The following is a 25515-nucleotide window of genomic DNA, read 5'->3' on the forward strand; positions in this document are numbered from 1 at the left end:
CCTTTCACGGCCATGGCAAACTTACGGCTGCCGTTTGTAAAATGGGGTTTTCACGATTTTGGCTTTCAAGCGCTTATTTCTGATTTCCACTTCAACGACGGTGTCGAGGGCACAGGCTTCTTTTTTCAGCAATGCGAGGCCGACGTTTTTCTTTAAGGTCGGCGACTGTGTGCCGGTTGTCACCTCGCCTGCTTGTTCGCCTTGATAATAGACGGCGTAGCCGTGCCTTGGAATGCCTTTATCGATCATTTCAAGGCCGACGAGCTTTCTGTCCGCTCCATGTTCCTTTTGGCTTGCCAGGACGGCTTTTCCGAAGAAGTCCGAGGCTTTGTTTGTTTTGACGGCGAATCCGATGCCGGCTTCGATCGGTGTAATATCTTTTGAGAGCTCTTGTCCGTACAGCGGCAGCTTCGCTTCAAACCTCAGCGTATCTCTGGCCCCGAGGCCGCACGGCACTAATCCCGAATCCTTGCCCGTTTCAAGAAGCAGCTTCCAAATGTAGGCTGCATCTTCACTCCGGCAGTAAATCTCAAAGCCGTCCTCTCCCGTGTATCCCGTTCTGGACACAAGCGCCTGCACGCTGCCAATCGCCGCATCATCCCTGAACGTAAATGGCTTTAACCCGGCAAGATCGCTATCTGCGACCTGTTTTAAAATCGATTCGGCCTTCGGTCCTTGAAGGGCAAGCAGCGCAACCTCGCCAGACACGTTTCGAACCGAAACGTCTCCTTCTTGGTGCTTGTTCATCCAATCGACGTCCTTGTCGATATTGGCTGCGTTAATGACGAGCATGTAGACATTGGCCGCTTTTTTATAGACGAGGAGATCGTCGATCGTTCCGCCGTCTTCATAGCACATGGCCGTATACTGGGCACCGCCTTCTTTCAGTGTCGAAACATCGTTTGTCAACAGTTTTTGCAAAAACGGAAGGCTGTCTGTTCCTGTGATTTCGACCTCCCCCATGTGTGAGACGTCAAAAAGCCCCGCTTTCGTCCTGACGGCTTCATGCTCCTCTTTAATTGAAGAAAATTGAACAGGCAGTTCCCAGCCGCCAAAATCAATCGTTTTTCCGCCATATTCCTTATAAAGGTCAAATAAAGGCGTTCGTTTAAGCATTCTGCTTCCCCCTTCGCTTTTCAAACTAAAAACAAGTTTGCCAATCATCAGAAAACAAGAAAGATTCCATCACCTGGATGGTTCCGCCGCTTTGGACGGCACAAAAAAGGACAGAGAAGCCCCTTTGTCAGTTCTGAGGCTCTCTGTCCTGGCACCTGAAAGTTTACTTTGCATCAAAAGCAAAGATGTCCCCTTTGGTGGTTTGTTAAAACATCATATGATACAAACTCTCTCCAGAGTTGCGTCAAGCAAGAGTTCTTTTGCCTGAGAGATTCACTGTTTCCCCAGCTTGCTCCTTCGGCGCCGCTTTAAGGTTTCCCGCTATCGGTCTCTCCCCTTGCTGTCATTCGCTCATATTCATTTCTTTTCATGGACATACTATATAAAGCTTATGATTTTTTCACTGATGATCTACAAATATCCTACCATCATCACAACAATTGGGCAACAGGAAAAATCATTAACAATTTATTATTTTAAAATAAGAATGTTCGTGTTTTGTTTATTTGTTAGTAAAATCCGTTTTTTTCACGCAATATTTTCTTTTAAAAAAAAACATTTGAATCTCAGAAGAGAAAGGCGGCATTAGTGATGAGACCAGACATTCATTTCGACAACGAGTGGCCGGAACAGTTCAAAAAGCACCTTGATGAAGACGGACCATGGGCGAATTGGGAGCTTTACAAGCTTTCCTGTGAAGTGCAGAAAAGGCTTGCGATTCCGACGTTTGAAGGCTTGCAGGCCCCTTATCACCTCCCAGGATTCACCCCGCTTCCCCATCAGCTCGAAGTCGCCCGGAAGGTAGTCGAGCAGATGAACGGAAAAGCCATCTTGGCGGATGAAGTGGGCCTCGGCAAAACGGTCGAGGCTGGGCTGATATTAAAAGAATACATGATTCGCGGGCTGGCCAAGAAAATCTTAATCCTCGTCCCCGCCTCGCTCGTCTCGCAATGGGTGAAGGAACTGCGGGAAAAGTTTTTAATTCCGGCCGTGGAACAGAAAAAAAGCTATGTCTGGGAGCAGTGCGATGTTGTCGTCTCCTCCCTTGACACGGCAAAGCGGTCGCCGCACAGGGAGACGGTTTTGTCGATCCAGTATGATGTGGTGATTATTGATGAAGCTCACAAACTGAAAAACAATAAAACAAAAAATTACGAGTTTGTCCGCAGCTTAAAGAAAAAATATTGCCTGATGCTGACGGCGACGCCCATCCAAAACAAGATCGACGAAATATTTAATCTCGTTTCCCTGCTAAAACCCGGACACTTGGGAAATGAAAGCAACTTCAACAAAGATTATACAAAACAGATCAATTCAGCTGAAGCGCATGAACGCTTAAAGTCCCTTATCAATAAAGTCATGATCAGAAACAGACGGCATGATACCGGCATCACCTGGACGAAGCGCCATGTCGAAACCGTGCCCATTTCCTTTTCTCCTACAGAACAGGCTTTGTATGACGAGATTAAAAAGCTGAAGACAAGTCATCAGCATTCATCAAGCATGTTCTCAATCATGACATTGGAGCGCGAATGCTGTTCAAGCAGAGAAGCTGTCTATATGACGCTGAAAAACATGCTTGACCGAAAGGATCGCGAAGCGCCGGTGATCTCCGAACCTGTCATCCACCATTTGATCGAAAAGGTCAACGAGGTCGCGCAAAATTCAAAAGCGCTGAAAGTTGTTGAGCTCATTCAAGAACTCGATGACAAAGTCATCATCTTTACTGAATACAGGGCGACGCAGATTTATCTGCAATGGTTCCTCCAGCAGAACGGTATCAGTTCTGTACCGTTCAGAGGCGGATTTAAAAGAGGAAAGAAAGACTGGATGAAAGATTTGTTCAGGGGCAAAGTTCAAGTTCTGATCGCGACTGAAGCAGGCGGTGAAGGGATCAACCTTCAATTTTGCAATAAAATCATCAACTATGACCTTCCGTGGAACCCGATGCGTCTCGAACAAAGGATCGGCCGGATTCACCGGCTCGGCCAGGAACGCGATGTTTACATTTACAACATGGCAACAAAGCATACCGTAGAAGAGCATATTTTAAAACTTCTCTATGAAAAGATCCATTTGTTCGAAAAAGTCGTCGGAGACTTGGATGATATTTTAACAAAAATCGAGGTCGGCAATTTTGAAGACCACCTTCATGACATTCTCTTTTACTCCGCGACAGACGAGGAAATGAAGATTAAAATGGAAAACTTAACCTCTTTCATTTCATACGGAAATGAAGCCGTTTCAAACCAAGAACAGATCGGAGGCTAAAATCAAATGCGTCAGGAAGAAATATACCTGTTTTTAGAACGCTTTTTCATCGCAAACGGCTGCACGATCACCGACAAAAGTTCAGGCCACATGACTGTGCAGCTGACGGTTGAAGTCGATAAACAGATTATGAACAGGCCGTTTTACTGGCACTGGCTCGAAAAGACGGGCGGAGAACCTAATCCGATGAAAATCACGCTGATCACGAATGAAGACGAGGCCCCTTCCGATATCGAAGGTGAGTTTATTCATTTTGGATCACCAAGACTTTTTCAAATTTTCCAGGCCGTGCAAAAAAACGGCAAATTTATTCGCCTTTATGAGAAAATCCGTTCCGATGGAGCCCATATTTCCCTGGAACCGTGGCTCGGCATGAATGTGACGATCTCGTACCAATCCGACATGAAAAAAGATAAGCTTTTGTCTCTCGGCCTTCATTTAATCAGCGGTCAGCTGGTCGAATCGTTTCAAGAACAAATGGAGGCCCGAGATCTCTCTTCACAGATCTCTGACTACTGCTACACGATGTCGCCGTTGATTAAGCCGGAAAGCGGCATTAAACGGCTTGAGCGCTATATCGAACAGGCGGCCAGAAGCGAGCCGCTTGATTGGGCTGAAGCTTCCCTGAAACGCTGGAATAACGACCTGTCACTTTTAAACCAATTTTACAAGGATACTGAAGAAAAACCGGAGGAATACGAAATTGAGAAAAAGGCTCTCCAAACGCTTTACGAGCCTAAAATCGATATTAAAGTTCAAAACGGGGGATTATTTTATTTGCACAAAAAAAATTCAGGATAATTTTTCCGATTCGACAACATTCTTGTTTTTATTCAGTGAGCTGGACTTATAATAGAACTAAAGAGATAGGAGGAACTTTCGTAACGCCATTTGGACAAGCTTGGTAAAGTGTTGAGTCTCGGGGTTTATCTTTGTTTATCACAACACGGTTGTCTGAAATACATAATGAAGTATTTTGGGGGGGGGAAATGTATGAATAAAGATAAAAATGAGAAAGAAGAATTGGATGAGGAGTGGACAGAACTGATTAAACACGCTCTTGAACAAGGCATTAGTCCAGAGGATATACGTATTTTTCTCAATTTGGGTGAGAAGTCTTCAAAACCTTCCGCATCAATTGAAAGAAGTCATTCAATAAATCCTTTCTGAATGTGCTATAATATCGAAAGGAAGGTGATGACATTGATTGGCCAGCGTATTAAACAATATCGAAAAGAAAAAGGCTACTCACTATCTGAACTAGCTGAAAAGGCTGGGGTAGCGAAGTCTTATTTAAGTTCAATAGAAAGAAACTTGCAAACAAACCCCTCCATTCAATTTCTAGAAAAAGTCTCCGCTGTTCTGGACGTCTCGGTTCATACCCTGCTCAATGAGAAAGATGAAACCGAATACGATGGTCAATTAGATAGTGAATGGGAAAATCTAGTTCGTGACGCTATGGCATCAGGGGTTTCTAAAAAACAATTTCGAGAATTTTTAGATTATCAAAAGTGGAAGAAAAGACAGGAAAAGGAGTAAGGGAAACATATCTTACTCCCTTTGGCATTTTTTACGCTGAATAAGCCGATTCCTCATGAACATAAAAAAACGGATCATACAGATCCGTTTTTTAAATTGCACCATTATTTATCTTCACTGTGCGCTCTTTCGTTCTCTTTTACATAACCTTTTTCATCGGCATGTTTTTTGCCGTCGATTGTCAAGCCGTTCCATTGAGTACCTTCGAATGAGAAGTCAAGCTGCACAGAATCTCCTTGATATTTGTTCTGTACCATTCTGCCGCTGGCGTCTGTTGTTTTGTCATTGACGAACTCAATCACCAATTGAACTTTGTCAAAGTCATATGGATCTTTCGGAATGCCGTCGTATTCAGGCGCCGTTTTTCCGTTGATTGTCGCTACATTGATTTTGCCATTGTCATGCAGGAACTCTGGCTCGATTGCTTTCTTCACTTTTTCGTACGCGGCCTTATCTTTTTTCGCGGACATATTGTACAGATCATAAAGGTTGGCTTCATCTAAAATGATGTTTTTAGGATAGCCGTTCCCGCCTTCAACTCCGACAGTCAGAACGCTGACTTTAAATTGTTTCAGGAAGTCTTCCGCTGTGCTTTTTCCGCCGTTTTTCGCGTTTCCGTCAACGAAATTGCTGTAGCCAACCTGCATCAGCACTTCTTTAATCGCAAGTGATCCGTCATTTTTGAATTCGAAATCTTTAGTGAATTTGTCGCCAGGTTTTAAGTTGGACAAGTTCACTCTTGCAGATGTATCTTTCGCATTCAGGTCAAGCGTACCTGCTGCATAAGTTGCTTGAGTTGTTTCGATGTCGTTAAACGCAGCCCAAGTTCCTCCTCCTACTAATGCCAGTCCAAGCGCAGCAGACGCAACGCCTAATCCGAGTTTTTTCTTTGTACCCATTGATAACTCCTCCTTTTATAATAAGAAAATCTGTATATATGGAGACCTGAATGTTCAGGTGACCAACGAAGATTACATGGAAACTGATTGATCTTTCCCGGCGGCTTCAATTGCTTTAGTTTTTTGGTCAATCTCTCTTAAAGCCGCGGATACAGTAATCACTGCATAAAGAATCAACAAGAGTCCCGGCACGATCAGCAATATGGCTGTGCCGATCGGTTTACTTGCAAAATCCAGCAAATACCCGGCATACGGAACCGTAATGCCCGAATACTTAGCGACAACATTTTCCGCCAGCACCGGATCGGAATCAGGGTTTTGGTTATTGTCACCCTTTGTTTTAAACATGAGGTTTGATTTATTTTTTGTTATACCGATAATTCGGTGGGTAACCATGGTGTTTTCGTCTTGCATGAATGTAATGATATCTCCCTTTTTCAAAGACCCGGGATTTTCAATCTTTTGAACGGCTATCACAGAACCTGTTTTAAACTCCGGCTCCATCGAACCGGATAAAACCGTTTTCAATTGATAGCCGAAGAGCTGCGGCTCTCCGCCGGACGACTTTGTCGAAATTACGACGATGACCGCGGCGATGATGAGTGTGAAAATAATCACATATAAGATATTGCTGACCCATTTGATCACATGTTTCATGACGCTTCCCCGCTTTCTAATGAATTTTCTTCTTTTCTATTTTCTTTATCTACGGATTCACTGCTCTTTGGTGTTTTCTCTATGTCCTGTTCAGACTTTTCCCGTGTTTCTGTCTGTTCTGTTTGCTTCGGCTTTTCTGATGCTTTTTTAGGCGGCTTCGGTGTTTCTTCTTTACAGTCTTGAAGCTTCATCACATTTGACCAAATAAAAGGTTTGCCCTTTTTCACATCGGGATGGCCTTCAGGCTTAATCAATTTAAATGCGTAGAGCCCTCCTTTTGCCGCCCGCTTTGACTCTATCCGGTAGATGTTCTTTTCGGCTTCTTTTTTGAACGCGCCTTTATCGATCACAGTCCCGTCCTCTAACGGTTTTTTGGCATTACCGAGTTTATGCAGCTCCCACTTCCATTCAGAGTCGGCGATTTGGCTGCCGCGGTTTTTATATTCTGCAAACAATGTCAGCGGTGCACAGACCGTTCCTTTCGTCTTTGTCTGTTTTTGAAGCTTCAAATTGCTCCCGTCCCACTGTTTCCCATCTTGAGGAAATGAAGAGGCCGCTTTCATTGTCATGCTGTATGTTTCCACATCGTGAAATGATGCGTTTGTATGCTGTGACAGCTGACTCCCCAATCCAATTAAAAGATAAATGATCAGCAGCGTTTGAAAAACGATGATGTTTTTTCCGGCTCTTTTTCGGGATCTCCTAGTTCGAGATAATCGGATCATGACTACCCTCCTAGCGAGTATGTAATGGCTTTTTTCGCTCGTTCGTTTTAAAGAACTTGATAGTTAGAGTATAAAGAACAAATGTGCCATTTGAAAACTATCAAAATAGTCGATTAAGTTCGTTTTATAGAACGTTTTCGTTTAATTCCTCAAAAAATCTCTCAAATTCTCATCTTTTTGAAAAGTTTGAAGTTCTTTATAAAGTACATAATTTCTTCTTCATTTTTGTATAAACACTGTTGACAAGGAAAAAATAGGATAGAAAGGATGATGCCCCGTGCTGAAAAATGCTATGTTATGCTCTTTTTTACTGCTTGCAAGCATTGGGCCGCTCAATGCCCATGCGGCAGCTTACGAAACAGCCCGCATGTCTAAGTGGGAAGAAAAAGCGGTTGAGGAAGCAAAAAAGAGGTATCCGGAAGCAGAAGTGCGTCTCACGAAAAAAGTATGGGATCGAAAGCGGGCGGATGAAGCGGTCAAACAATACCATGTCACATTGAGTGAAGGAAATAAAAATTTCGGAGTGTTTGTTACAATTTCATTTGAACCTGCGACACACAAAATCAACAAAGTCGTCGTTGTAGAAGAATATAAATAAGCCGCTTTGCAGTAGAAAGCGGCTTGTCTTTATTTATGCCTTTTAAAAAACATGATACAGCCAAGAGGAAGAATGCCGAACCATTGATATATCTTGGACGGCGGCTTTGATTCTTTACGTTTTTCTTTCATTTCTTTTCTTTCCTGCTTAGGCGTGTCCATATATTTTACGAGCTGTTCCGTCATATATTTAACATAATCGTTCGTTTTCATCACATCACCTCTTGGGGAGTTCTGTCAGTTGAAGTGTTGTCATACGAATCTTTTTTTATACATTCTTCATATTCCGACACACAATTTTTAATATTCTTTCCACTGTGTGATTTTCTTAGTGCTCAAATCATATTGAAATTCAGCGCTCGTTTCTGTGCCGGAAGCTGTCGTTACCTCTATCTTCACTCGCTTGAGCCGCTGATGAGCCGGATTGACAGTATACGATATCAAGCCATGCTGTTTTTGAATTTTCTCTTTTGTCTCTTCGTGAATATGAGACAAGGCATGGAGCATTCCATTTTGGAGTAGGTTTTGCTGAATATGAAATTCTTTTGTTTGCTGTGCAAACATTCGTTGATTCGTTAATAAAACGGCTGAATGACCCGCGCAGAGCATGCAAATCACAGCTGTGAAAACAGCAGCCGGATAAATGAATCCTTTTGAATTTTTCACGTGATCACCTTTTACATATGATAGAGCGGAATGGACTTACGGTATGACTTGCCGCTTAAACTTGTCGCTTCAAGGATCAGCAGATGATCTTCAATCACAAACCTCATGTGTTTGACATGTTGCAAAAGCGGCACATGACCTTTTCCATTGACTCTTTTTCGAATAACTGTCTGATATTTCTCATAGCGAACAGCGGCACCTTGGCGATTTGTCATTTCCAATGACTGATGATCGTCGCCCGCTCTTAGATCAACCGAGTTCCTGCATTCCTTCAATATTTGCTCGGCAGTAATCGTCCATTCGCGCGGGTGAATATCCGCACCGTTTCTTTCCGGGGATAAAAACAGATGAAATATCGAGACCATCGTTCCTGCAAAGAACATATACACCATTAAGGAAACAAGTACATTAAGAAGGGTAAATCCCTTTTGACCGCAAAATGGTGAAGCAACGCCGTTGACTGTCTCTTTTTTTAATGGAGATGCATACTTTATAATCATCTCCCTGCTCCTTCCATTCAATAAAGTAAGATGTGTTTCGGTAAAGCACAGTTTCTTTAGGCTGAAACCGTCCGGTCAGTGTGTAGCGGCTGATCTTTTCATCCAATATGCGATATGCCTCTTCTTCTTTTTCAGATGCCCCGCGCTGCAAAGACAGCTGATGAACCATAGGAATCAATAACATGGTGATCATGACCCAAATGCCGAATGCGGAAACAGCTTCAACTGTTGTAAAGCCTCTATTTTTTTTGCACATTAATCTTTCCGCTTCCTAAATAGATCGTCAGTGCAAAAGAGGCGTGCTGTGTATCGATCACGATTTTTCCCCCTTGATTCGGAACTCCGCTTGGGTTAAAAGTAAGAGTTCGTTTGAGCGTCGCTTTTTTGAACGCAATATGGCAACTGTATGTCCTGACCAGCTTAGGCGATGAGCCTTCGTCCGCGTGCTTAATAATATAGCGGCAGCCGGCAAAGTCAAACTGCACCTTAACCGTCGCATGGCGGACGAGAGCTGTCTGCTGTGCGTAAAGCAGATCCTCTTCAAGCTGTGAGACAAAGTGCTGAACAACTCTTTTTTCATAAACGGGAGGCAGTGCGGCAAAGAGAAGAGAGAGCATAATGGAACCGATCATCAATACAGTTAGGCTTTCCAAAAGCGTAAATCCTTTTTGATTCATAACCGTCAATCAGCCTGTGCTTTGCCGTTTGAAATTTTAATTGCTTTCCCATTCGGGCACTTTAAGTTCTTCTTCACGTAACCTTCAGATTCAAGGTCCGCCCTACTCGGCGTTTTCCCGTCATGATCCATTTGATAAGCCGTGATTTGCGCTTGAACCATATTAATTAACCCTTCGCATCCTTTCTTTTGAATACTTTGATTATGCTTGGTCACATTCGGTATGGTGATCAACAGCAGGATGGAGATGACGAGCATGACGACTAACATTTCTATCAGTGTAAATCCCTTTTCATTCACAGTTCCGTCCTCCTTATAACTGGTTCATCATTTGATACATTGGCAAAAGCATAGACAAATAAAGAATTAATATCATCGCCGCTGTTAGGCCGTAAATCAATGGCTGGATCAAACCTGTCCATTTTTCTGCTTTCCGTTCAAGCCGTTCAATCAAAAATTGACTGTATGAATACAGCTCTCTGTATAAGTGTCCGTTTAATTGGCCGTGAGCAACAGCCTTCGCCAGATCATTTTCATAAAACGGATGCCCGGCCAGCATCTGCTCCAGACTCTCCCCTTGTTTCAGCCGCTCGATCAGACGCTTCGCTTCATTTTTATGAAATGATAAAAACGGCTGGCTTTCAAATGCTTTTAAACTGTCATATACAGACAGACCAGCTTGCAAAAGATTGCTCAATTGGAGCGATAAAAAATAACTGTTGAATAGTTTGAAGGTTTGGCCCAGCAAGGGAATTCTAATGAGAAAGGTCATTTTGTCTTCTGGAGGTTTATGGCGAAATGAACACAGATAATAGAGGGATAAAGCGGCGGCAATCAACATCATTCCTGCGATAAAAAGATAAAAATGATCAAAAACCGAAAAGATGAGGGTCGTTGCAAAAGACGTTTCAACGTTCATTGATTCATAGATCGCGGAAAATTGCGGGATGATTGCCGATTTCATAATAGAGATAATGACGCAGACCGTTAAAACTAAAAACAAGGGATATCTGGCGGCTTTCTTTAGTTTTTCGGTTTGAGCGATCTTGCGGTGAAGCAGCTCTCCGCTCTGCCGAAAGGCATATGGCAAATTCCCGTGCTGTTCGGCAAAGTAAACAATGGTAACAGCATCCTTATGAAATGAAATCATTTCAAGCACTTGAAACACAGGTCGCCCTTCTGTCAGCTTCTCCATCGCAAATGTCAGATCTGCTCTTCGCCTTTCATTCAATTGCAGTTTCAGCATACTTAAAGCATCCAAAATCGTATATCCGCTCTTCATCATGTCTCCGAGTTTTTTCAGAATGTCCGCCTGTTCCCGGACGGGCCACTTCTTTTTAATCTTCATGGCCTGTCCAGCGTTCATAAGTATTCGACGGCAGATATCCGAGTGCTATTCCCTTCTGGATCAGCGTTTTCAATGTTTCTGTTTTTATGTCACCACACCTGCCTTTTGCTTCTTCGATGCAGAGATTGAGGCTTTTTCCGTACAAAAGCTCGAAGACGCTTGCTCTTCTCACAGGCCTCGACAATCTGCAATATAAAGAGCAGTTGTCGCCGCAAAACGGGCAGACGAGACCGACGAGGCGCTGGGCGCTGATTGCGACCAGTGTTTGTTCAATTTCTGTCATATCAACGCCGAACTCGAGCAGCCTGTATATTGCGCCTTTGGCATTTTTCGCATGCATGCTCGATAAAACAAGGTGTCCTGTCAAAGCTGCCCTGACTGCGATTTGGGCTGTTTCGGCATCGCGAATTTCCCCGAGGATGATCATGTCCGGATCGTGGCGAAGCACCGCCTTCAACCCCGCAGAATAAGTCATGCCAGCTTTTTCGTTTACTTGCACTTGCAAAATGTTTTCGCTTCTTGATTCAACAGGGTCTTCCAAGGTAATGATATTTCGCTTAAAATGCCGCTTAGCGTATTCGATTAAAGAATAGAGTGTTGTCGTTTTCCCCGAGCCTGTCGGACCGGTGAACAGAATTAATCCGTGGGAATGCTTCAGAAAAGACAGCAGCTTGAATGTTGCACTCGGAAACAATGAGAGCTTTGTGAGCGGCTTGCTGCTCATCTTGGGAAGAAGCCTGATGACCAAGCTTTCATCATGGATGGTGGGCAGAGTGGACATTCTTAAATGAACGGGCTGACGGTTGATATAAAGAGTCAAAGCTCCGCTTTGCGGCAGCCGTCTTTCCCCAATATCCATCGAAGAAAGGAATTTAAAGTGAGAAATGAGCCTTGAGCACTCATTTCTCGTTAATCTGTCTTTTTGAAAAAGTTCATCATCAATCCTGAAGCGAACCACCGCCTCTTTTTCACCGGGAACAATATGAATGTCTGACGCCTTCATTCTATATGCCTCGTCAATTAATCTTCCGCTTAATGATTCAATCGTGTACAAAAACCATTGCGCCTCCTTTCTAAGCGCAGTTTATACGAAAAACATCGGAAGCATCAAATCCTTAAAAATCGCAAATCAAGCTGAATACGAAGCAAAAACGGAATTTCCGAATACCGATTTGACTATTTTATTCAGCTTCCAACTGCTGAAATGAGAAATTTAAACCTTCTCTTCAGCCTTGCCGTTTTCACGGATGCAAAAGCCTTTATTGCAAAGCGCCTTAGCAAGGCTCTGTTCTGTCTTAATATGCGAAAAATCCATCCCAAGCTTCACAACTGTTTGGGCAATCTCCGGTCTCAAGCCCGAAAGAACCGTCTCAACGCCAAGTAGTTTTGTGCTGTCTACGACTTTGAACAACTGGTAGGCAACCATCGTATCGACGACAGGAACACCGGAAATATCAATAAACAGATGCGAGAGATGAAGCTCAGCACACTGCTTAAGCGCAGATTCAATGATCACCGTTGCCCTGTGAGTATCAATTTCGCCAATGAGCGGCAGCACACCGATGTGTTCTGATACCGGTATAACAGGTGCGCTCAGTTCGCGTATCATCTCGGTCTGCGCCTTCAATTGTCTCTTTGTCGTATGCTCATATTCAAGAATAAACTGTTCAATAACCTCATCCATCATTGAGTGAAGCTGTTTATTCCAGATAAAAAAGTCTTTTTTCGAACAGTCCGGTGCATGTTTATCCGAAAAATGCTCGATTTCATCTATTAAAAGTTCACGGCACACTTTAAACCCCTTTATGCTTTCAGTCACCGGAATTTGGCTGACAGCCCTGTCGTAGGCAATTTCCTTGGCGCATCCGGAGGCTTTATCCCAGCATAGCGCCTGTTCATCCTTGGCAAATACCCTTGAAACAGCCAGTAAAAAGTCCTTATATTGCTGTGCCGTTTTTTCTTTTTCAGACGCTGTTCGGGACAGCCATTCATCGGTGATTCTGTCCGCCTGTTTGACCAAATACTCATAAAGGGCTGCATGCTTGTTTTCCATGTCAATCCTCCTCATTGTTTTCCTTTAAAATCAATCGGCTATATGACCAACATTTTGATCACTATGTATAAAACGAAATCGATTGTCTACACTATACGTAAGCGCATTGGGCTATAGCCAAGCGGTAAGGCAACGGACTTTGACTCCGTGACGCGCTGGTTCGAATCCAGCTAGCCCAGTTACACAGGCGAAAAAACGAAGATATGCTGAACATGCAATGTGTCAGCAATCTTCGTTTTTTTCAGGAAACAGAACGGTGTAAGGTGTGTTTTTTTAATTTTAAGAGTTCGCCGGGATTATATCCGACAACCAGCTTATCGCCGTTTACGATAATCGGGCGTCTCAGCAGCTTTGGTTTTTGAATTAACAATTCCAGCACTTCGCTGACCGTTAATTCTTCGATATCAAGATTTAACTCTTTAAATGCCTGGCTTCTTGTCGCCAATATCTCATCAATTCCTTCGGTCGTGAGAGACAAAATATGTTTCAGCTCGTCCTGATTCGGCGTTTCCCTGAAAAGATGCCGCTCTGTAAAATCAACCTGGTTCGCTTTCAGCCAATGTTTCGTTTTCCGGCATGATGTGCAGCTCGGGTATGAATAAAAGGTCAGCTCTTCCATGAATGATTCCTCCTTAAAATGTACTGACTTTGTCTTTGTATGTTTTAGTACCCGTGATATTTTCCGTTTAAACACGTGACAGGTGATTTTTTAAAAATGCTTATCACAAAATTGTAAAAAATGAATTGATTTTCCCAAAATGAAAATGTTTACATTTCAAGATAAATTGGCTTATAATAAAATCAAAGGGGCTTTTTGGGAGGGATATAAATGAATCGCATGTTCCGTGTGTTAGGATTCTGGACAGGTATCTTTGCGGTCATGTTTTATTTAGGAAATATGAAAGATGCATCACTGCTGTTTTTCGGTCAAACTGTATTTTTTGTGTTCTTATCGTATCTCAACTTGACCGAGCGGATGTACATTTATATTTTCGGTGCTTACTTGACAGTCTTTTTTGCCGCATTTACATATTATTCTGTGTTTATTATGGTTCCCGGGCAGGGAGGCCATTAAAAAAGACGATCCATCAGGATCGTCTTTTTTATGTTTTACAAAGTAAATCCGTTGATGAACGGGTTTTGTTCCTGTTCTGTTGCAATGTCCGTCTCGGGGCCGTGACCGCTTAACACAAGCGTCTCTTCCGGAAGCGTCAGCAGTTTTTGATGAATACTGTCCATCAGCACCTTTTGATTTCCTCCCGGCAGGTCTGTACGCCCGACTCCCCCTTTAAATAAAACATCCCCGGAAACGATCAGGTTTTCTTCTTCCGCATAATACGAGACGCTGCCCGGAGAATGTCCAGGCGTAAAGAGCATGCGGAGCGTAAAAGAGCCGATTTTAAGATCCCCCTCTTCTTCGATCAGATGATCTGCTTTTTCTGCTGTGATCGTCTGTCCCGTAAGCAGCGCTGAACCATTTAATGAAGGATCAGTCAGCCATTCAGCTTCATTTTTATGTACGTATACAGGAATGTTCCATTCTTTTCTGACATTGTCCACGGCTCCGATATGATCAAAATGAGCGTGAGTGAGCAATACTGCAAGAGGCTTCAAACCGTTTTCTTTTATGTATGCATTCAGTTTCCCTGATTCGCTGCCGGGATCAATTATTAAACAGGTACCGTCATCATGGGATAAAATATAAGCGTTCGTCTGGATAGGCCCTAAAGGCATTCTTCTCCATTTCATTTTCTTCACCTCAGATTCATCTTTCTTTGTTCCATTATGAAGGTTTTGCGGGAAACTTTCAATGAATCATGTTGTCCTCGACAAATTTGATGAAAACGGTTAAAATAAAATTGGAAATATACTGCAGGGGATCCAAACGAAGGGGGTTTATATTGATGTTGCTCGTGATCATTTTCGGTCTAGTCACGATATTATCTGCTCTTGGAGTTCTTCGTTCTCTTAAACAAATCAACGTTCTTGGCATCTTATTTGGCGGGGCGGCTTTTTTAGTGTTTGGATGGTTTACCGTCATGACCATCATTAACAGCGGGTATCCGACAGTCCACTAAACCCGGTGCCTTTAGACAAAAACAGCCTTATTCCGGAATAACGGAATAAGGCTGTTTTTCTTATTGGCTGAAATGACGCTGGACGCTTGCAAGCTTGCCTTCCATCGTCGTTTTCTTGTCGCGGCGGTCGTCAATCCTGATATTCGTCGCCACTCTGTGGATGCCTTTTTGGAAAGGCGCTTCGTGAATCGTCTGAATCACCTCAAATAAATCGCTTAATTCCCCTTCAATCAAAGTATTCATCGGTGTCAGCTGATATTGGATTTTGCCTTCTTTTTTAAATCCTTCTAAAATGGTTTGAATCTCCGCTACATACGTGCTTACGCTCGGAGTTTCGGTACCGATCGGTATGATGGTAACGTCTGCTATGGCCACTGTCCATTCTCCTTTCTATTCTTTTGTCACAAGGGGTGCTGCAGTTTTTGAGTTGAATGAAATGATTTGATCCTGGGTATAACCGTACAATGCATAATCCCCGTCAGGAGATACGGTAATCGGAAGCATTTCCACTTTTTCACGAATGACTTCCCGTTTGCCGGTTTTGAGACTGACGGAAATCAGATCATACAAGGAGCCCGACTCATTCGGCTGATACGTATAAAACAGCTCATGCCGAGGGTCGTAGCTGTATTCCATCGGTGACAGGCTGCCATATTCCGAGAACAGCGGCAATTTGAAAGAAATTTTCTTTTCCGAAGAAGAAACGTCTGAAAATATGTAGGTGCCCTGGCGATGACTGGATGAAGGCGCTACAATCAGCCGCATATCCCCCAGAACATCGAGCAGTACGGCATCACCGGCGAGCTTCTTTTCCCGTCCGTCCGCTGTGTTGAAGGAATAAACAGGAGCCGGTTTTTCCCGGTTCCGTTCATTCCATTTGATATATTCAAAAGTGTCGGCGGAAGTCCAATGAACAAAGGCGGCCTGTGCGATGTCTTTTTCGGTTTGCTGTTCTTTCGCATCAATCAGGCGAGATTCATAATTCCAATCTTTCGTAAAAGTTGTGACGTATAAAAGATAAGGGTCAAACCGATTCCAGTCCACTTGCAGTTCATGCGTGCGAAATTTTTTTGTGTACAGCTGTTTTCCCTGTAAATTAAGCAAAGTTAACTTCATTTCAGAGCCGTTTCCGGCGGTTTGGATGAGAATCATGCCTTTTTCCCTGTTTACTTCCGCCGCTATCAGTCTGTCATCCGTCTTGTAGATCGTTTCGCCCGTCCCTTTAAATATATCATATGATTTGACTTCACTTCCTGCGACCGGATCGGTTGCGGTGTATATAACGGTTTCATTATCAAGCCATCCTGCCGCCTCATCAAAGTGCCGGTCCTTCAGCGCTATCACTTTTTTATCTTTTACTGCTGCACTGCTTTTCTTTTTCCCTTCCGGCTCCTCATGATGAACGCTTTTCGTTCCTTCCTGATGCTGCGGTGTGCAACCAGCCGCAGCCACGGTCATCACAGCGGCAATAAGCCATAACGAAACTCTCAAACCGGCCATTCTCCCTCCATAAATGATTGGCTGTCTAATTTACGATTTTCACCGTGAAAAGTTTCAGCTTTCAAAAAAGCAGGATGCCCAAAGTATGCCTCTGCTTTTACAATATATATCGTCAAATTGTTTCATTGGTAAAGGATTTTTTCCTTTGCCGAGTTCAACAGTATATCCTTCTCTTCCGAAAAAATGAATAAACCAATCTCTAAATCCTGCATAGCTGTCTATATATCTGACGCCCTTATAACCGCTCAGGCGCTCAAATGTTTGGATCACATCGGCTGATTCAGGAGGCTCCAGCCCCTTGTACCCCCAATAAATTTCCTCTCCCTGTGTATGAAGCGCCACAAGCCGATCAGGCGGCTCGTTTGCGATTAAATCCCTCATCGCTGCCGCTTCCGGTTCTGTCAGCGGTTCATCTCCGGGGTAGTCCCTGTAGGAAGGGGATTTGGGCGGTTTTCTCTGTTTTTCGATCTCCCAAAAAGACGGAAACTGATTATTTAAATCCACTCCGTTTATATTGGCTTTCCATTCCCGGAAATCCGGTTGATGCTCATTCATCTCATCCAGTGCTTCCCGCGCTATCCCAAGATGACCGGGACCGTTAAGCACAAGATCAACCCCGTCGGGATTAACGATCGGCACGACGGAAAGCTTTGTTGATGAAAAAATGTCAAGCGGTGAAAAACCTAAAGCGGACCGGCCTGTACATAAATGATAACAATATTCTTTGAGCCATTTCATCAAAACAGAAGTGGTGATCCATTCATTGGCATGAAAAGAAGCATTCATATGCGTTTTTTTTTCGGCATTTTCAGCTCCGAGAAGCAGTTCGTATATAGGCTGGCCCATGCTTGAGCGACCGATGATGCGGGAAGTAACAAACGGAAAGCACTCCGTCAATCTGTCAATTTCCTTTTTCAGTACTGCTGAATCGTAAGCGACTGTTTTTGTCAGCCACTGTTCATCTTCAAGTGTGTATTGATTCACCAATAATTGCAGCTGTTCATATGTTTCGGCTGCTGGAACGTTTTTTCCTGCTTGAAAAGACGCTCCCGGAAAATAAAATTCGTCCGCGGCTTCATTCGCGTTTGCGCTGATTAAAAGCAGTTCGGGTATGTTCAGGATATTAGACAATCTTTCCATATTCTGCTTTAACTCCGGTTTGATGTTGATGAATGCCATCAATGATCCCTCCCACAATAGCATATGATGAAGGCTCGTTTAAAAACTCTCCGGGTTCGCTTAAAAAACGCTTTTTCAATAAGGTTTCAGCCCGCAAAAAAACTTCCGCCCAAATAGGCGGAAGTTCATCTATTATTTCGCTAAGCTTTCTGTAATAAAGTCAAGCTGGCCCTCTAATGAAATCGGATCGGAAAAGTAGAAGCCGACAGGGTCGATTTTATAGACATGTTGATTTTTGACCGCGCCAAGGTTCTTCCAAATGGAGGTATTAAGCACGGCGCTGTCGTCTCCGCTTGATTCCCAGGGCCCTATAAATATATAGTCTCCGGCGAATTCAGGCAGCTTTTCTAATGAAATGCTCGTGTAGCCCGGCCCTTCGTCGATTGCTTTTTCCTTCGTCAGCTTTGTCGCCTTTAAGCCGAGATCTTGATAAACAATGCTTCCTCCCCTTCCGAATTGATCGCCGAATACAAAGATTTCTTTGCCATTCGTTTGCATAATGGAAACCGTTTTGTCCCCGACCGCTTTTTGAATTTTTGATTTTGCCGCGGCAACTTTTTTGTCCCATTCAGCCAGCCATTTCTCCGCTCGATCTTCAGTACCTGTCATTTTTGCGAAATCCTTCAGCCGTTCAGTGTTATTCAAGCTGTCATATTTCAAAGCGACCGTCGGAGCGATTTTTTCCAGCTTTTCGATATCAGCGCCTTGGGTCGTCCATACGACAATCAGGTCCGGTTTTAATTGAATAACCTTTTCAGCGGAATTTCCTTCACCAATGTTTGTCACACCCTCGGTTTTCCCCTTGAAATAAGGATTTTTGAATACCCTGTCAGGGGCACCCACTACATTGAGACCGAGTGTCTTGAAATAGCCGAAATAATCGTCAGCCATGACAACCACCCGTTTCGGATGCTTCGGAACTTTAACCGTTCCGTTTTCAGCCTTGTATGTAATCGTTTCTTCGCTTTTTGATTGAGAAGACGAATCTTTGCTCTCCGTTTGATTGCCGCATGCTGTCAATGCTGCGATCAATAATAGTACAAAGCATGCTCCAGCGAGCGTCTTTCCTTTCATATTCACCTTTCATACCTTCTTTCTGGTTTGAATATCGATAAAGAGAATCATTATCAATTATATCATAACCGGCATCGGCTTGGATCATGATTTTTATGACGGACTCTTGTCATTAAAAACAGGCCGGAACGATATCCGGCCTGCTGCATCAGCTTTCTCCGCCAAAAGAAAAGCTTACTCGTCTTTCGGCTTGGCGTCAGATTGCTTTTTTAAGCGCTCACTGTCATAAAACCTCAGCAAGTCGCCATAAATGATTTGATCTGAATATGAAAGCTCCTGTTTCGCTTTTTCAATGTACGGCTCACAGCCTTTTTTATCTTTAGACGGCTCTCCTGTCGATTTATCATAGCATATGCCGTCTGTGTATACTTTGTCTTTCGTAATAAAGCTGCCGTCGCGAAGCACTGTAAACTCCGTTTTGTCTTTGGCAAACAGGTCGTTTCCAAACTGGATCTGATCGCTCGAATCGATTCCGAGAAGGTTCAGTACAGTCGGCCGAATATCGATTTGGCCGCCGACGGTGTCAATGGCTTTCGGCTCTTTATCCGTCACTCCCGGAATGTGGATCACAAGCGGGACTCTTTGAAGCTGCACTTCCTCAAACGGGGTTACTTCTCTGCCGAGGAATTGGCTCATCGCTTCGTTATGGTTTTCGGAAATCCCGTAATGGTCACCGTATAACACGATAACAGAATTATCGTAGAGGCCGTCTTCTTTCAGCTTTTCAATAAATCGTTTAAGCGCTTCATCCTGATAGCGGACGGTCGGGAAATATCTGTTTAACGTACGGCTTTTTGAATCAAATTCATCGATCAGTTTATCTTCCTCATCCAGCTCAAACGGAAAATGGTTTGTCAGCGTGATCAGGCGGGTATAAAACGGCTGAGGCATTTCTTTCATCAGCTCTGATGTTTGTTCAAAGAATTCCTTATCTTTCAGTCCCCAGCCCACTGAGTTTTCTTCGTTTACATCATAGGAATTGATATCGTAAAACTTATCGTATTTAAACGTATCGTACATAATATCCCGATTCCAGAAGCTTTTGTTGTTCGCATGGAAAATCGAGGAATAATAGCCGTGGTTTTTCAATATTTCAGGCATTGCCGTATATTCGTTTCCTGCATTCGTAAAGAAGACCGCTCCTCTTCCAAGAGGATAGAGAGAGTTGTCAACGATGAATTCGGAATCTGCCGTTTTGCCTTGGCCTGTCTGATGATAGAAATTCTCGAAGCTGTAGCTTTTCTTTATCAGGTCGTTTAAATAAGGCGTAATCTCTTTGCCGTTTAACTTTTGGTTCACGACAAAGCTTTGGGTGGACTCCAGGGAAACGAGGATCACATTCCGACCCTTGGCGATCCCGGCCAGGTTCTGATTGGTGTCCGTGCGGTTTGCGTTGACATAGTTTTCAATCTCCGTGAGGCTGTTGCTGTCGGCCAGCGCACGCTGTGCAGATTGCTTTGACTGGATCAGCCCGTCATAGATATGGAAGTTGTAAAGACTGATATTCTTCACAAGAACTTCCCTGTCAAACGATCTTGTCAAAAGCTGCGGTCTTTCTGTTTCAGAAATCCCTAAATTGAAAAAGAAAACGGCAGCGACAAATAGATAGTAAGCCGCGCGTTCCTTTCTTGTCGCCTTTCCGCCTGTTTTGGCAGGCTGGCGCTTGTACAGCCAAATTAAAATGGCAATGTCGACGACGAGGAGCAAATCGGTCGGCATAAACAAAGAGTTGATACTGCTTCCCAAATCACCCATATTATTCGTCTGGAACAATACAGGAATCGTTAAAAAGTCGTTGTAAAAACGGTAGAAGATCATGTTCGCAAGCAAGACAAACGTCAGGACGATACTTGCCCCGATAATAAACCGGTTCCTGTTTTTTTCTTTGAAAAACAGGCCGATTCCGAATATAAACAGCAAAAAGCTTAAAGGATTGATGAACAATATAAACTCTTGCATGAAGTTTTCAATTTTAATGTTGAAGCTTGTTTTGTAGACGACATACGTTTTCAGCCACATCAGCAATGTCGCAATTAACAAAAACGAAATTTTTGAAAAAAATGACTTTCGCATTCGAAACCTCCCTATGCAGCAAGACGCATGTTTCCGCAAACTGAATTTCCACATATTGTTTTATTTTAGAAAAATCGCTAAAATTACTAAATCATATCTTAACCTGTCTGTACAAAAAAATCAATCATTTTTCACATTGGCTTAAAAGTGTTAACAAAGCTGCAAAGCGGTCCGAAAATGCTTATAAAACAGGCTCCGCCTGGCTTTTCTGCCATTGGTTTTTGGCGATCCATGCGCCGCCGATCACGCCTGCGTCGTTTCCAAGTGAAGCGATTACGATCTCAGCCGCCTCGCCGGCCCGCGGGAATACGAAGCGGTTGAAAGATTGTTCAACTTTGGAGCGCAGGATTTCTCCTGCTTTTGAGACGCCTCCGCCAATTACGATTTTCGAAGGATTGAGCGAGCTCGCCAAGTTGCCGAGGACCATTCCTAAATGACCCGCCACATAATCGACGACTTCGCAAGCAACCGGATCATTTTCCCGGGCCGCTTCAAAAATATCGCGCGCCGTGATATCCGGACATGCACGCAAGTCTGTATCTCGATGACCGGATTCTATTTTTTCTTTGGCAATCCTGACGATGCCCGTAGCCGAAGCGATCGTTTCGATACAGCCGCTTTTCCCGCAGTTGCACGGCGCTCCTCCTTCAGGAACTGAACAGATGTGGCCGATTTCTCCGCCTGCACCGTTTTGCCCGCGGACGATTTCTCCGTTTACAATAATGCCGCCTCCGACACCCGTTCCCAATGTGACAAGAATCAAATCCTTTGCGCCGTCTCCCGCTCCTTTCCACATTTCGCCGAGAGCCGCGATGTTCGCGTCATTTTCAATGACCGCCGCTAATCCTGTCTCTGCTTCAAGGTGGTCTTTTAACGGATAGTTTTCCCAGCCCATGTTCGTCGTTTTATAAACGATGCCGGTCTCCGTATTGACGGGGCCCGGAGCGCCCATGCCGATCCATTTTAAGATGTGCTTCGGTTTGCCGAGCTCTTTCAATTTTCCGTCGATGGCTTTTGCGATGCTTACCGTAACCGTTTCCCCCGATTTATCGGTCGGAATTTCCCACTTGTGCAGGATTTCACCATAAGCGCTTACAAAAGCGAGCTTTACCGTTGTTCCTCCAAGGTCGACTCCGACCAGCCAGCTGTCATTCATTTTGCTCCCCCTCTAATCCCTGTTTTATTTTCTCTTTACTTTTGTGAGTTCATTCTGCAAAATTGAAACGCCTTTAAGCCACTGTTCTTTTTCTATCAGATTCGAAAGAAACATTTCTTTCAGTTCGTCCATCATATATTCAAGTTCAAGTTCGCGATCTCCAAAATAAACATAACATCCAAACTGTTTCAGCAACAGCTGTACATCATAGGCTGTTTTCATTTTATTTCACCATTCTTTAAAGTCTAACATTAGAGTATTCATAAAGCTGTCCGGCGTCAAGCAAAAAAAAAGCCTGTTTTCCTGAAGGAAAACAGACATTCAGCGGTCTGGATCCTGGGGATCCAAAAATACGGGCCTTCTATTTTTCAGCGGCATTGGCGTTCGAATCGCGATATCTCGAAAGGCTCTGTAGTCAAAGGGGATAAACGGCCATAAATACGGCACATGAAACGACTTCATTCTGACCAGATAAATCACCCAGCAGAAGATCGCGATGACAAAGCCGATCGGTCCGAATGCGCCGGCCGCGATCAGGAGAACGATTCTTGCCAGCCTGTTCGCTATGCTCAGCTCATAGCTCGGCGTAGCAAACGTGCCGATAGCCGCAACAGCGAGATACAAGACGACTTCATGCGAGAAAAGTCCGACCTGCACCGCCACTTCTCCGATCATTAAAGCAGCTACAAGTCCGAGAGCCGTAGCCAGAGACGACGGGGTGTGGATTGCAGCCATCCGCATCATGTCGACGCCTATTTCAATTATGATGAATTGCGCAAGCAGCGGAAGGGCCCCTTTTTTTTCAGGCCCTATATATTGAAGGGCGTCCGGCAAAAGATCGGGATGGACGGAGAGCAAAAACCACAGCGGCAGCAAAAAGATCGATGCCAACACAGATATAAAACGGACCACTCGCAAATAGGCGCCTGCAAGCGGTTTGTTTCTGTACTCTTCGGCATGCTGCAGATGGTGCCAAAAAGTAACAGGGGTAATCAGCGCGCTTGGCGAACCGTCCACAAAGACGAGAATGTGGCCTTCGTACAAATGAACGGCCGCAGTATCAGGCCTTTCTGTATAGCGGACCGTCGGATAAGGATTCCAATGACGGCCGCCGATATATTCTTCCAGTGTCTTTTCCGCCATTGTCAAAGCGTCCGTATCGATCGCTTCAAGCGATTGCTTCAGCTTTTTTACACTTTCCAAATCAGCGATATCTTCCAAATAGCAGATGACAACATCTGTTTTGCTTCTTCTGCCGACCTGAAGGAACTCCATTCTGAGGGACCGGTCGCGGATTCTTCTTCTCGTCAGTGCGGTGTTGAACACGATCGTTTCGACGAAGCCGTCTCTTGAACCTCTGACGACACGTTCATTGTCGGGTTCCTCCGGGTTTCTTGCCGGGTATGTCCGCGCATCGATAATAATGGCATGGTCCACCCCGTCGACAAGGAGAACGGCCGGCCCGGACAGCACCTGGGCGGCTGCTTTGTCGAGGTCGTCTTCCGTATCAATTTCGATGTATGGGATGTACGTTTTGATCAGCTTCTCAAGCGGATCGTCTTCCAGAGTTTCGGGGGTGAGCCTTGAGAGATTCTTAAGCAAGTGGTGCATAATATCATCTTTTACAAAGCCGTCGACAAGATAAAGCGACATGTCTCTATCAGCATAAACAACATCAAGCCGGATCATATCGAAGCTTTTGTCGACCCCCAGCTTTTCATTTAAATATTCAACATTTTTCGCTAAATTTTTTTGGACCGCATGCTTTTTTTCCATTGTATATTAAAAGCTCCCGTCAAATGAGTCTATACTAAAGACCATTTTTAACATAACGGAAGCTTTTCATACTTGGTTACCGGGCGGTTTCTTTCTTAAGTTCGTCCCGAAACGCTTTATACAACTCTTCATCAGGCTTTTCTGCCAACGCTCTTTCAACAGACTGTTCGGCTTTGGCGAACTCGCCTTTTTGAGCATAGAGCCTGGCAAGATTATAGAGTGAGGCGTGATCTGATGGATCTTTTTCAACGACGGCCTCGAACCTTTTCTCAGCGTTTTCAAACTCGCCGAGCTGAAATTCGGAATAAGCGAGCAGCTTTAAAGTGTCGCTGGAAGCGTCCTGCTTTGAGCCCGCTTCCTGCAAGGCATCTTTTACCTTTTCATAGTCTCCCTCTTCATACCATTTCGCCGCCTGATGCAGCATGGCATTTTCCTGCATCGAAGCTGAATGTGTCCCAATGTACAGAGCGCCTCCTCCGATGACAAAGATGAGAACCCAGCCTGTCAGCCGCTGGAGTGGTCTTTTTTTCCCGGGGATTCCGACTGCCAAGGCCGTCAGAAGTCCGCCGATCAATCCGCCGATATGGCCGGCATTGTCAACATTTGAAATCGTGAAACCGAGGCCGAGGTTCAGAATGATAATCACAATGATATTTGTTCCAATCGTTTTTAAGAAAGCTTTCCGATTTGAAAAAGCCAGATACAAAAGTGCTCCCAAACAACCGAAGATGGCTCCCGAAGCCCCTGCGGACGGATACGGGCTGAACAGAAAGCTGCCGATCGATCCAAAAATTCCGGCTGATATGTATATGACAAGAAAGCGGAATGATCCAAACACCCTTTCTGCCGCGGCTCCGACAGACAGCAATGCAAATGTATTGAACATGAGGTGGACCAATCCGATATGAAGAACGATCGGCGTGACAAGCCGCCACCATTCCCCTGCTAACAGGAGGCTGTTTTCCTTCGCACCGAACCGGATGAGCGTGTCGGTATTCTGACTGCCGCCCGACATTTCCAGAAGCAGAAACATGAAGACTTGAAGCACTGCAAAAATCCAGGTAAACATCGGTTTGCCTTTCTCAAATACAGCCGCTTCCCGCCGCCTTTCTTCTTCTCTTGCTTTAGCCGCTGCTAATACTTCGGCTCTCTTCTCTTCCACATTCTCGTATCCGGCATCGTGCATGTGGCCTGTCAGCTCATCCGGCCCCATGTTTAAAGCAACGGCGAGTTTGCGGAAGCCTTCTTCAGCCGAAGCGTGCTCAATAAAAACCGGCACGATGCTGATCCGTTTATCTGCGACCGGATGACTGACAACATCTTCCCACTCATCTACAGGTGCTTCCTGTGACAAATAGACGTTTAATATCGAGAGCTTTCGCTGCCTTGATGCTGCTCTCAGGCGCTCCGCTCTTTCATAAAGAGATTCCAAGTCACCGACGAGATCCTGTCTGAAATCGATATCCTTCCGAAAAACGCGAACCAAATCATACGGCGCGCTCCCCCTTGCTTCAAGCCAGGCTTCTCCGAATGAAGCTGGTGCCTGCACAAGCTCAAAATCCCTGTCTAAGAGGTTCCCGATGAAATTCCAATACAAATAATCGATTGAATACATACCGACGCTCCACAATT

The 25515-nt window shown here is 44.4% G+C and carries 31 protein-coding genes, 1 tRNA gene and 1 riboswitch; of the genes, 8 read left to right on the forward strand and 24 right to left on the reverse strand.

All coding sequences use genetic code 11. From position 1 onward, the window contains the following. Positions 1–21 precede the first annotated feature (21 nt). Complete coding sequence (gene gcvT / locus MKZ04_RS08500) at positions 22–1116, reverse strand: glycine cleavage system aminomethyltransferase GcvT (protein ID WP_020452162.1); 1095 nt, start codon at positions 1114–1116, stop codon at positions 22–24. 242 nt (positions 1117–1358) lie between these two features. Further along, positions 1359–1463: riboswitch (glycine riboswitch) on the reverse strand. A 244-nt stretch (positions 1464–1707) separates the two neighbouring features. Here gcvT and MKZ04_RS08505 point away from each other — a divergent pair. From MKZ04_RS08505 to sinR, 4 genes are all read left to right on the forward strand, one after another. Then, positions 1708–3387, forward strand: a complete 1680-nt coding sequence (locus MKZ04_RS08505; protein ID WP_020452163.1) for a DEAD/DEAH box helicase — start codon at positions 1708–1710, stop codon at positions 3385–3387. A 6-nt stretch (positions 3388–3393) separates the two neighbouring features. After that, on the forward strand, positions 3394–4188 hold the full coding sequence (locus MKZ04_RS08510) for a YqhG family protein (protein WP_149169670.1): 795 nt from the start codon (positions 3394–3396) through the stop codon (positions 4186–4188). A 192-nt stretch (positions 4189–4380) separates the two neighbouring features. Then, complete coding sequence (sinI, locus tag MKZ04_RS08515; RefSeq protein ID WP_023855184.1) at positions 4381–4557, forward strand: anti-repressor SinI; 177 nt, start codon at positions 4381–4383, stop codon at positions 4555–4557. Positions 4558–4590: 33 nt separating this feature from the next. Further along, the gene (gene sinR, locus MKZ04_RS08520; RefSeq protein WP_023855185.1) at positions 4591–4926 is read left to right on the forward strand and encodes a transcriptional regulator SinR; all 336 of its coding nucleotides are present in this window, start codon (positions 4591–4593) and stop codon (positions 4924–4926) included. Positions 4927–5030: 104 nt separating this feature from the next. Here sinR and tasA read toward each other — a convergent pair whose 3' ends face one another. The 3 genes from tasA to tapA form a co-directional block, all read right to left on the reverse strand. Continuing rightward, on the reverse strand, positions 5031–5825 hold the full coding sequence (gene tasA / locus MKZ04_RS08525) for a biofilm matrix protein TasA (protein ID WP_020452167.1): 795 nt from the start codon (positions 5823–5825) through the stop codon (positions 5031–5033). A 72-nt stretch (positions 5826–5897) separates the two neighbouring features. Continuing rightward, on the reverse strand, positions 5898–6482 hold the full coding sequence (gene sipW, locus MKZ04_RS08530; RefSeq protein ID WP_065644169.1) for a signal peptidase I SipW: 585 nt from the start codon (positions 6480–6482) through the stop codon (positions 5898–5900). Continuing rightward, a complete protein-coding gene (gene tapA / locus MKZ04_RS08535; protein ID WP_020452169.1) occupies positions 6479–7207 on the reverse strand; it encodes an amyloid fiber anchoring/assembly protein TapA in 729 nt (242 codons plus the stop codon). The genes sipW and tapA overlap by 4 nt, the downstream gene beginning before the upstream one ends. A gap of 277 nt (positions 7208–7484) precedes the next feature. Between tapA and MKZ04_RS08540 the strand changes: the two genes are divergently transcribed. Next, positions 7485–7805: a YqzG/YhdC family protein gene (locus tag MKZ04_RS08540; RefSeq protein ID WP_023855188.1), complete on the forward strand. Its 321-nt coding sequence runs from the start codon at positions 7485–7487 to the stop codon at positions 7803–7805. Positions 7806–7834: 29 nt separating this feature from the next. On the opposite strand, the gene MKZ04_RS08545 is transcribed toward MKZ04_RS08540, so the two are convergent. The 9 genes from MKZ04_RS08545 to MKZ04_RS08585 form a co-directional block, all read right to left on the reverse strand. After that, positions 7835–8017 (reverse strand): YqzE family protein, encoded by a 183-nt coding sequence (locus MKZ04_RS08545; RefSeq protein ID WP_025811164.1) that lies wholly within the window; start codon positions 8015–8017, stop codon positions 7835–7837. A gap of 87 nt (positions 8018–8104) precedes the next feature. Next, positions 8105–8470 carry a competence type IV pilus minor pilin ComGG gene (comGG, locus tag MKZ04_RS08550; RefSeq protein ID WP_026579313.1) on the reverse strand — a complete coding sequence of 122 codons (366 nt, stop codon included), beginning with the start codon at positions 8468–8470 and terminating at the stop codon, positions 8105–8107. An 11-nt stretch (positions 8471–8481) separates the two neighbouring features. Further along, positions 8482–8970, reverse strand: coding sequence for a competence type IV pilus minor pilin ComGF (comGF, locus tag MKZ04_RS08555; protein ID WP_341045694.1), 489 nt, complete (start codon positions 8968–8970; stop codon positions 8482–8484). After that, on the reverse strand, positions 8879–9226 hold the full coding sequence (gene comGE, locus MKZ04_RS08560) for a competence type IV pilus minor pilin ComGE (protein ID WP_023855191.1): 348 nt from the start codon (positions 9224–9226) through the stop codon (positions 8879–8881). Before comGE ends, comGF begins: the two co-directional genes overlap by 92 nt. Next, positions 9210–9647, reverse strand: coding sequence for a competence type IV pilus minor pilin ComGD (gene comGD, locus MKZ04_RS08565; protein ID WP_020452175.1), 438 nt, complete (start codon positions 9645–9647; stop codon positions 9210–9212). The genes comGE and comGD overlap by 17 nt, the downstream gene beginning before the upstream one ends. A 5-nt stretch (positions 9648–9652) precedes the next feature. Beyond that, positions 9653–9946: a competence type IV pilus major pilin ComGC gene (comGC, locus tag MKZ04_RS08570; protein WP_020452176.1), complete on the reverse strand. Its 294-nt coding sequence runs from the start codon at positions 9944–9946 to the stop codon at positions 9653–9655. 13 nt (positions 9947–9959) lie between these two features. Further along, complete coding sequence (comGB, locus tag MKZ04_RS08575) at positions 9960–10994, reverse strand: competence type IV pilus assembly protein ComGB (RefSeq protein WP_149169671.1); 1035 nt, start codon at positions 10992–10994, stop codon at positions 9960–9962. Then, the gene (gene comGA / locus MKZ04_RS08580; protein ID WP_149169672.1) at positions 10984–12048 is read right to left on the reverse strand and encodes a competence type IV pilus ATPase ComGA; all 1065 of its coding nucleotides are present in this window, start codon (positions 12046–12048) and stop codon (positions 10984–10986) included. Before comGA ends, comGB begins: the two co-directional genes overlap by 11 nt. Positions 12049–12207: 159 nt before the next feature. Next, positions 12208–13047: an STAS domain-containing protein gene (locus MKZ04_RS08585; RefSeq protein WP_145930183.1), complete on the reverse strand. Its 840-nt coding sequence runs from the start codon at positions 13045–13047 to the stop codon at positions 12208–12210. 107 nt (positions 13048–13154) lie between these two features. On the opposite strand from MKZ04_RS08585, the gene MKZ04_RS08590 reads away from it, so the two are divergent. Further along, a tRNA-Gln gene (locus MKZ04_RS08590) sits at positions 13155–13226 on the forward strand. Positions 13227–13288: 62 nt separating this feature from the next. Here MKZ04_RS08590 and MKZ04_RS08595 read toward each other — a convergent pair. Next, positions 13289–13666, reverse strand: coding sequence for a Spx/MgsR family RNA polymerase-binding regulatory protein (locus tag MKZ04_RS08595; protein ID WP_003183482.1), 378 nt, complete (start codon positions 13664–13666; stop codon positions 13289–13291). Positions 13667–13876: 210 nt separating this feature from the next. Between MKZ04_RS08595 and MKZ04_RS08600 the strand changes: the two genes are divergently transcribed. Beyond that, on the forward strand, positions 13877–14122 hold the full coding sequence (locus MKZ04_RS08600; RefSeq protein ID WP_020452180.1) for a DUF2626 domain-containing protein: 246 nt from the start codon (positions 13877–13879) through the stop codon (positions 14120–14122). 35 nt (positions 14123–14157) lie between these two features. Here MKZ04_RS08600 and MKZ04_RS08605 read toward each other — a convergent pair whose 3' ends face one another. Further along, positions 14158–14796: an MBL fold metallo-hydrolase gene (locus tag MKZ04_RS08605; protein ID WP_020452181.1), complete on the reverse strand. Its 639-nt coding sequence runs from the start codon at positions 14794–14796 to the stop codon at positions 14158–14160. Positions 14797–14951: 155 nt separating this feature from the next. Here MKZ04_RS08605 and MKZ04_RS08610 point away from each other — a divergent pair, with 155 nt between their 5' ends. Further along, positions 14952–15125 carry a DUF2759 domain-containing protein gene (locus MKZ04_RS08610; RefSeq protein ID WP_003183486.1) on the forward strand — a complete coding sequence of 58 codons (174 nt, stop codon included), beginning with the start codon at positions 14952–14954 and terminating at the stop codon, positions 15123–15125. Between the two features lie 60 nt (positions 15126–15185). Here MKZ04_RS08610 and MKZ04_RS08615 read toward each other — a convergent pair whose 3' ends face one another. From MKZ04_RS08615 to MKZ04_RS08655, 9 genes are all read right to left on the reverse strand, one after another. Further along, positions 15186–15500 carry an MTH1187 family thiamine-binding protein gene (locus MKZ04_RS08615; RefSeq protein ID WP_095291085.1) on the reverse strand — a complete coding sequence of 105 codons (315 nt, stop codon included), beginning with the start codon at positions 15498–15500 and terminating at the stop codon, positions 15186–15188. Positions 15501–15515: 15 nt separating this feature from the next. Then, entirely contained in the window at positions 15516–16616 is a 1101-nt protein-coding gene (locus MKZ04_RS08620) for a YqgU-like beta propeller domain-containing protein (RefSeq protein WP_445213942.1), read from the reverse strand. A gap of 63 nt (positions 16617–16679) precedes the next feature. Next, entirely contained in the window at positions 16680–17804 is a 1125-nt protein-coding gene (locus tag MKZ04_RS08625) for a M14 family metallopeptidase (protein ID WP_341045697.1), read from the reverse strand. A 132-nt stretch (positions 17805–17936) separates the two neighbouring features. Next, entirely contained in the window at positions 17937–18878 is a 942-nt protein-coding gene (locus MKZ04_RS08630; RefSeq protein WP_033155114.1) for an iron-hydroxamate ABC transporter substrate-binding protein, read from the reverse strand. Positions 18879–19052: 174 nt separating this feature from the next. Next, positions 19053–20951 (reverse strand): LTA synthase family protein, encoded by a 1899-nt coding sequence (locus MKZ04_RS08635; RefSeq protein ID WP_035338376.1) that lies wholly within the window; start codon positions 20949–20951, stop codon positions 19053–19055. A gap of 181 nt (positions 20952–21132) precedes the next feature. Then, positions 21133–22107, reverse strand: a complete 975-nt coding sequence (locus tag MKZ04_RS08640) for an ROK family glucokinase (protein ID WP_341045698.1) — start codon at positions 22105–22107, stop codon at positions 21133–21135. Between the two features lie 24 nt (positions 22108–22131). Then, positions 22132–22329 carry a YqgQ family protein gene (locus MKZ04_RS08645; RefSeq protein WP_020452188.1) on the reverse strand — a complete coding sequence of 66 codons (198 nt, stop codon included), beginning with the start codon at positions 22327–22329 and terminating at the stop codon, positions 22132–22134. 99 nt (positions 22330–22428) lie between these two features. Continuing rightward, positions 22429–23883 carry a spore germination protein gene (locus MKZ04_RS08650; RefSeq protein ID WP_023855199.1) on the reverse strand — a complete coding sequence of 485 codons (1455 nt, stop codon included), beginning with the start codon at positions 23881–23883 and terminating at the stop codon, positions 22429–22431. A gap of 76 nt (positions 23884–23959) precedes the next feature. Next, a complete protein-coding gene (locus MKZ04_RS08655; RefSeq protein ID WP_026579304.1) occupies positions 23960–25498 on the reverse strand; it encodes a rhomboid family intramembrane serine protease in 1539 nt (512 codons plus the stop codon). Between the last annotated feature and the right edge of the window lie 17 nt (positions 25499–25515).

The sequence above is a fragment of the Bacillus sp. FSL W7-1354 genome (genome assembly GCF_038002405.1).
GTDB lineage: Bacteria > Bacillota > Bacilli > Bacillales > Bacillaceae > Bacillus > Bacillus paralicheniformis.

What these genes read in the sequence shown, in the direction of transcription:
- gcvT (WP_020452162.1), bottom strand. Translation starts at nt 1,116, where the DNA reads ATGCTTAAACGAACGCCTTTATTTGACCTTTATAAGGAATATGGCGGA.
- MKZ04_RS08505 (WP_020452163.1), top strand. Translation starts at nt 1,708, where the DNA reads ATGAGACCAGACATTCATTTCGACAACGAGTGGCCGGAACAGTTCAAA.
- MKZ04_RS08510 (WP_149169670.1), top strand. Translation starts at nt 3,394, where the DNA reads ATGCGTCAGGAAGAAATATACCTGTTTTTAGAACGCTTTTTCATCGCA.
- sinI (WP_023855184.1), top strand. Translation starts at nt 4,381, where the DNA reads ATGAATAAAGATAAAAATGAGAAAGAAGAATTGGATGAGGAGTGGACA.
- tasA (WP_020452167.1), bottom strand. Translation starts at nt 5,825, where the DNA reads ATGGGTACAAAGAAAAAACTCGGATTAGGCGTTGCGTCTGCTGCGCTT.
- sipW (WP_065644169.1), bottom strand. Translation starts at nt 6,482, where the DNA reads ATGAAACATGTGATCAAATGGGTCAGCAATATCTTATATGTGATTATT.
- tapA (WP_020452169.1), bottom strand. Translation starts at nt 7,207, where the DNA reads ATGATCCGATTATCTCGAACTAGGAGATCCCGAAAAAGAGCCGGAAAA.
- MKZ04_RS08545 (WP_025811164.1), bottom strand. Translation starts at nt 8,017, where the DNA reads ATGAAAACGAACGATTATGTTAAATATATGACGGAACAGCTCGTAAAA.
- comGF (WP_341045694.1), bottom strand. Translation starts at nt 8,970, where the DNA reads ATGATTATAAAGTATGCATCTCCATTAAAAAAAGAGACAGTCAACGGC.
- comGE (WP_023855191.1), bottom strand. Translation starts at nt 9,226, where the DNA reads ATGTGCAAAAAAAATAGAGGCTTTACAACAGTTGAAGCTGTTTCCGCA.
- comGD (WP_020452175.1), bottom strand. Translation starts at nt 9,647, where the DNA reads ATGAATCAAAAAGGATTTACGCTTTTGGAAAGCCTAACTGTATTGATG.
- comGB (WP_149169671.1), bottom strand. Translation starts at nt 10,994, where the DNA reads ATGAAGATTAAAAAGAAGTGGCCCGTCCGGGAACAGGCGGACATTCTG.
- MKZ04_RS08585 (WP_145930183.1), bottom strand. Translation starts at nt 13,047, where the DNA reads ATGGAAAACAAGCATGCAGCCCTTTATGAGTATTTGGTCAAACAGGCG.
- MKZ04_RS08595 (WP_003183482.1), bottom strand. Translation starts at nt 13,666, where the DNA reads ATGGAAGAGCTGACCTTTTATTCATACCCGAGCTGCACATCATGCCGG.
- MKZ04_RS08600 (WP_020452180.1), top strand. Translation starts at nt 13,877, where the DNA reads ATGAATCGCATGTTCCGTGTGTTAGGATTCTGGACAGGTATCTTTGCG.
- MKZ04_RS08605 (WP_020452181.1), bottom strand. Translation starts at nt 14,796, where the DNA reads ATGAAATGGAGAAGAATGCCTTTAGGGCCTATCCAGACGAACGCTTAT.
- MKZ04_RS08610 (WP_003183486.1), top strand. Translation starts at nt 14,952, where the DNA reads ATGTTGCTCGTGATCATTTTCGGTCTAGTCACGATATTATCTGCTCTT.
- MKZ04_RS08625 (WP_341045697.1), bottom strand. Translation starts at nt 17,804, where the DNA reads ATGGCATTCATCAACATCAAACCGGAGTTAAAGCAGAATATGGAAAGA.
- MKZ04_RS08630 (WP_033155114.1), bottom strand. Translation starts at nt 18,878, where the DNA reads ATGAAAGGAAAGACGCTCGCTGGAGCATGCTTTGTACTATTATTGATC.
- MKZ04_RS08635 (WP_035338376.1), bottom strand. Translation starts at nt 20,951, where the DNA reads ATGCGAAAGTCATTTTTTTCAAAAATTTCGTTTTTGTTAATTGCGACA.
- MKZ04_RS08640 (WP_341045698.1), bottom strand. Translation starts at nt 22,107, where the DNA reads ATGAATGACAGCTGGCTGGTCGGAGTCGACCTTGGAGGAACAACGGTA.
- MKZ04_RS08645 (WP_020452188.1), bottom strand. Translation starts at nt 22,329, where the DNA reads ATGAAAACAGCCTATGATGTACAGCTGTTGCTGAAACAGTTTGGATGT.
- MKZ04_RS08650 (WP_023855199.1), bottom strand. Translation starts at nt 23,883, where the DNA reads ATGGAAAAAAAGCATGCGGTCCAAAAAAATTTAGCGAAAAATGTTGAA.
- MKZ04_RS08655 (WP_026579304.1), bottom strand. Translation starts at nt 25,498, where the DNA reads ATGTATTCAATCGATTATTTGTATTGGAATTTCATCGGGAACCTCTTA.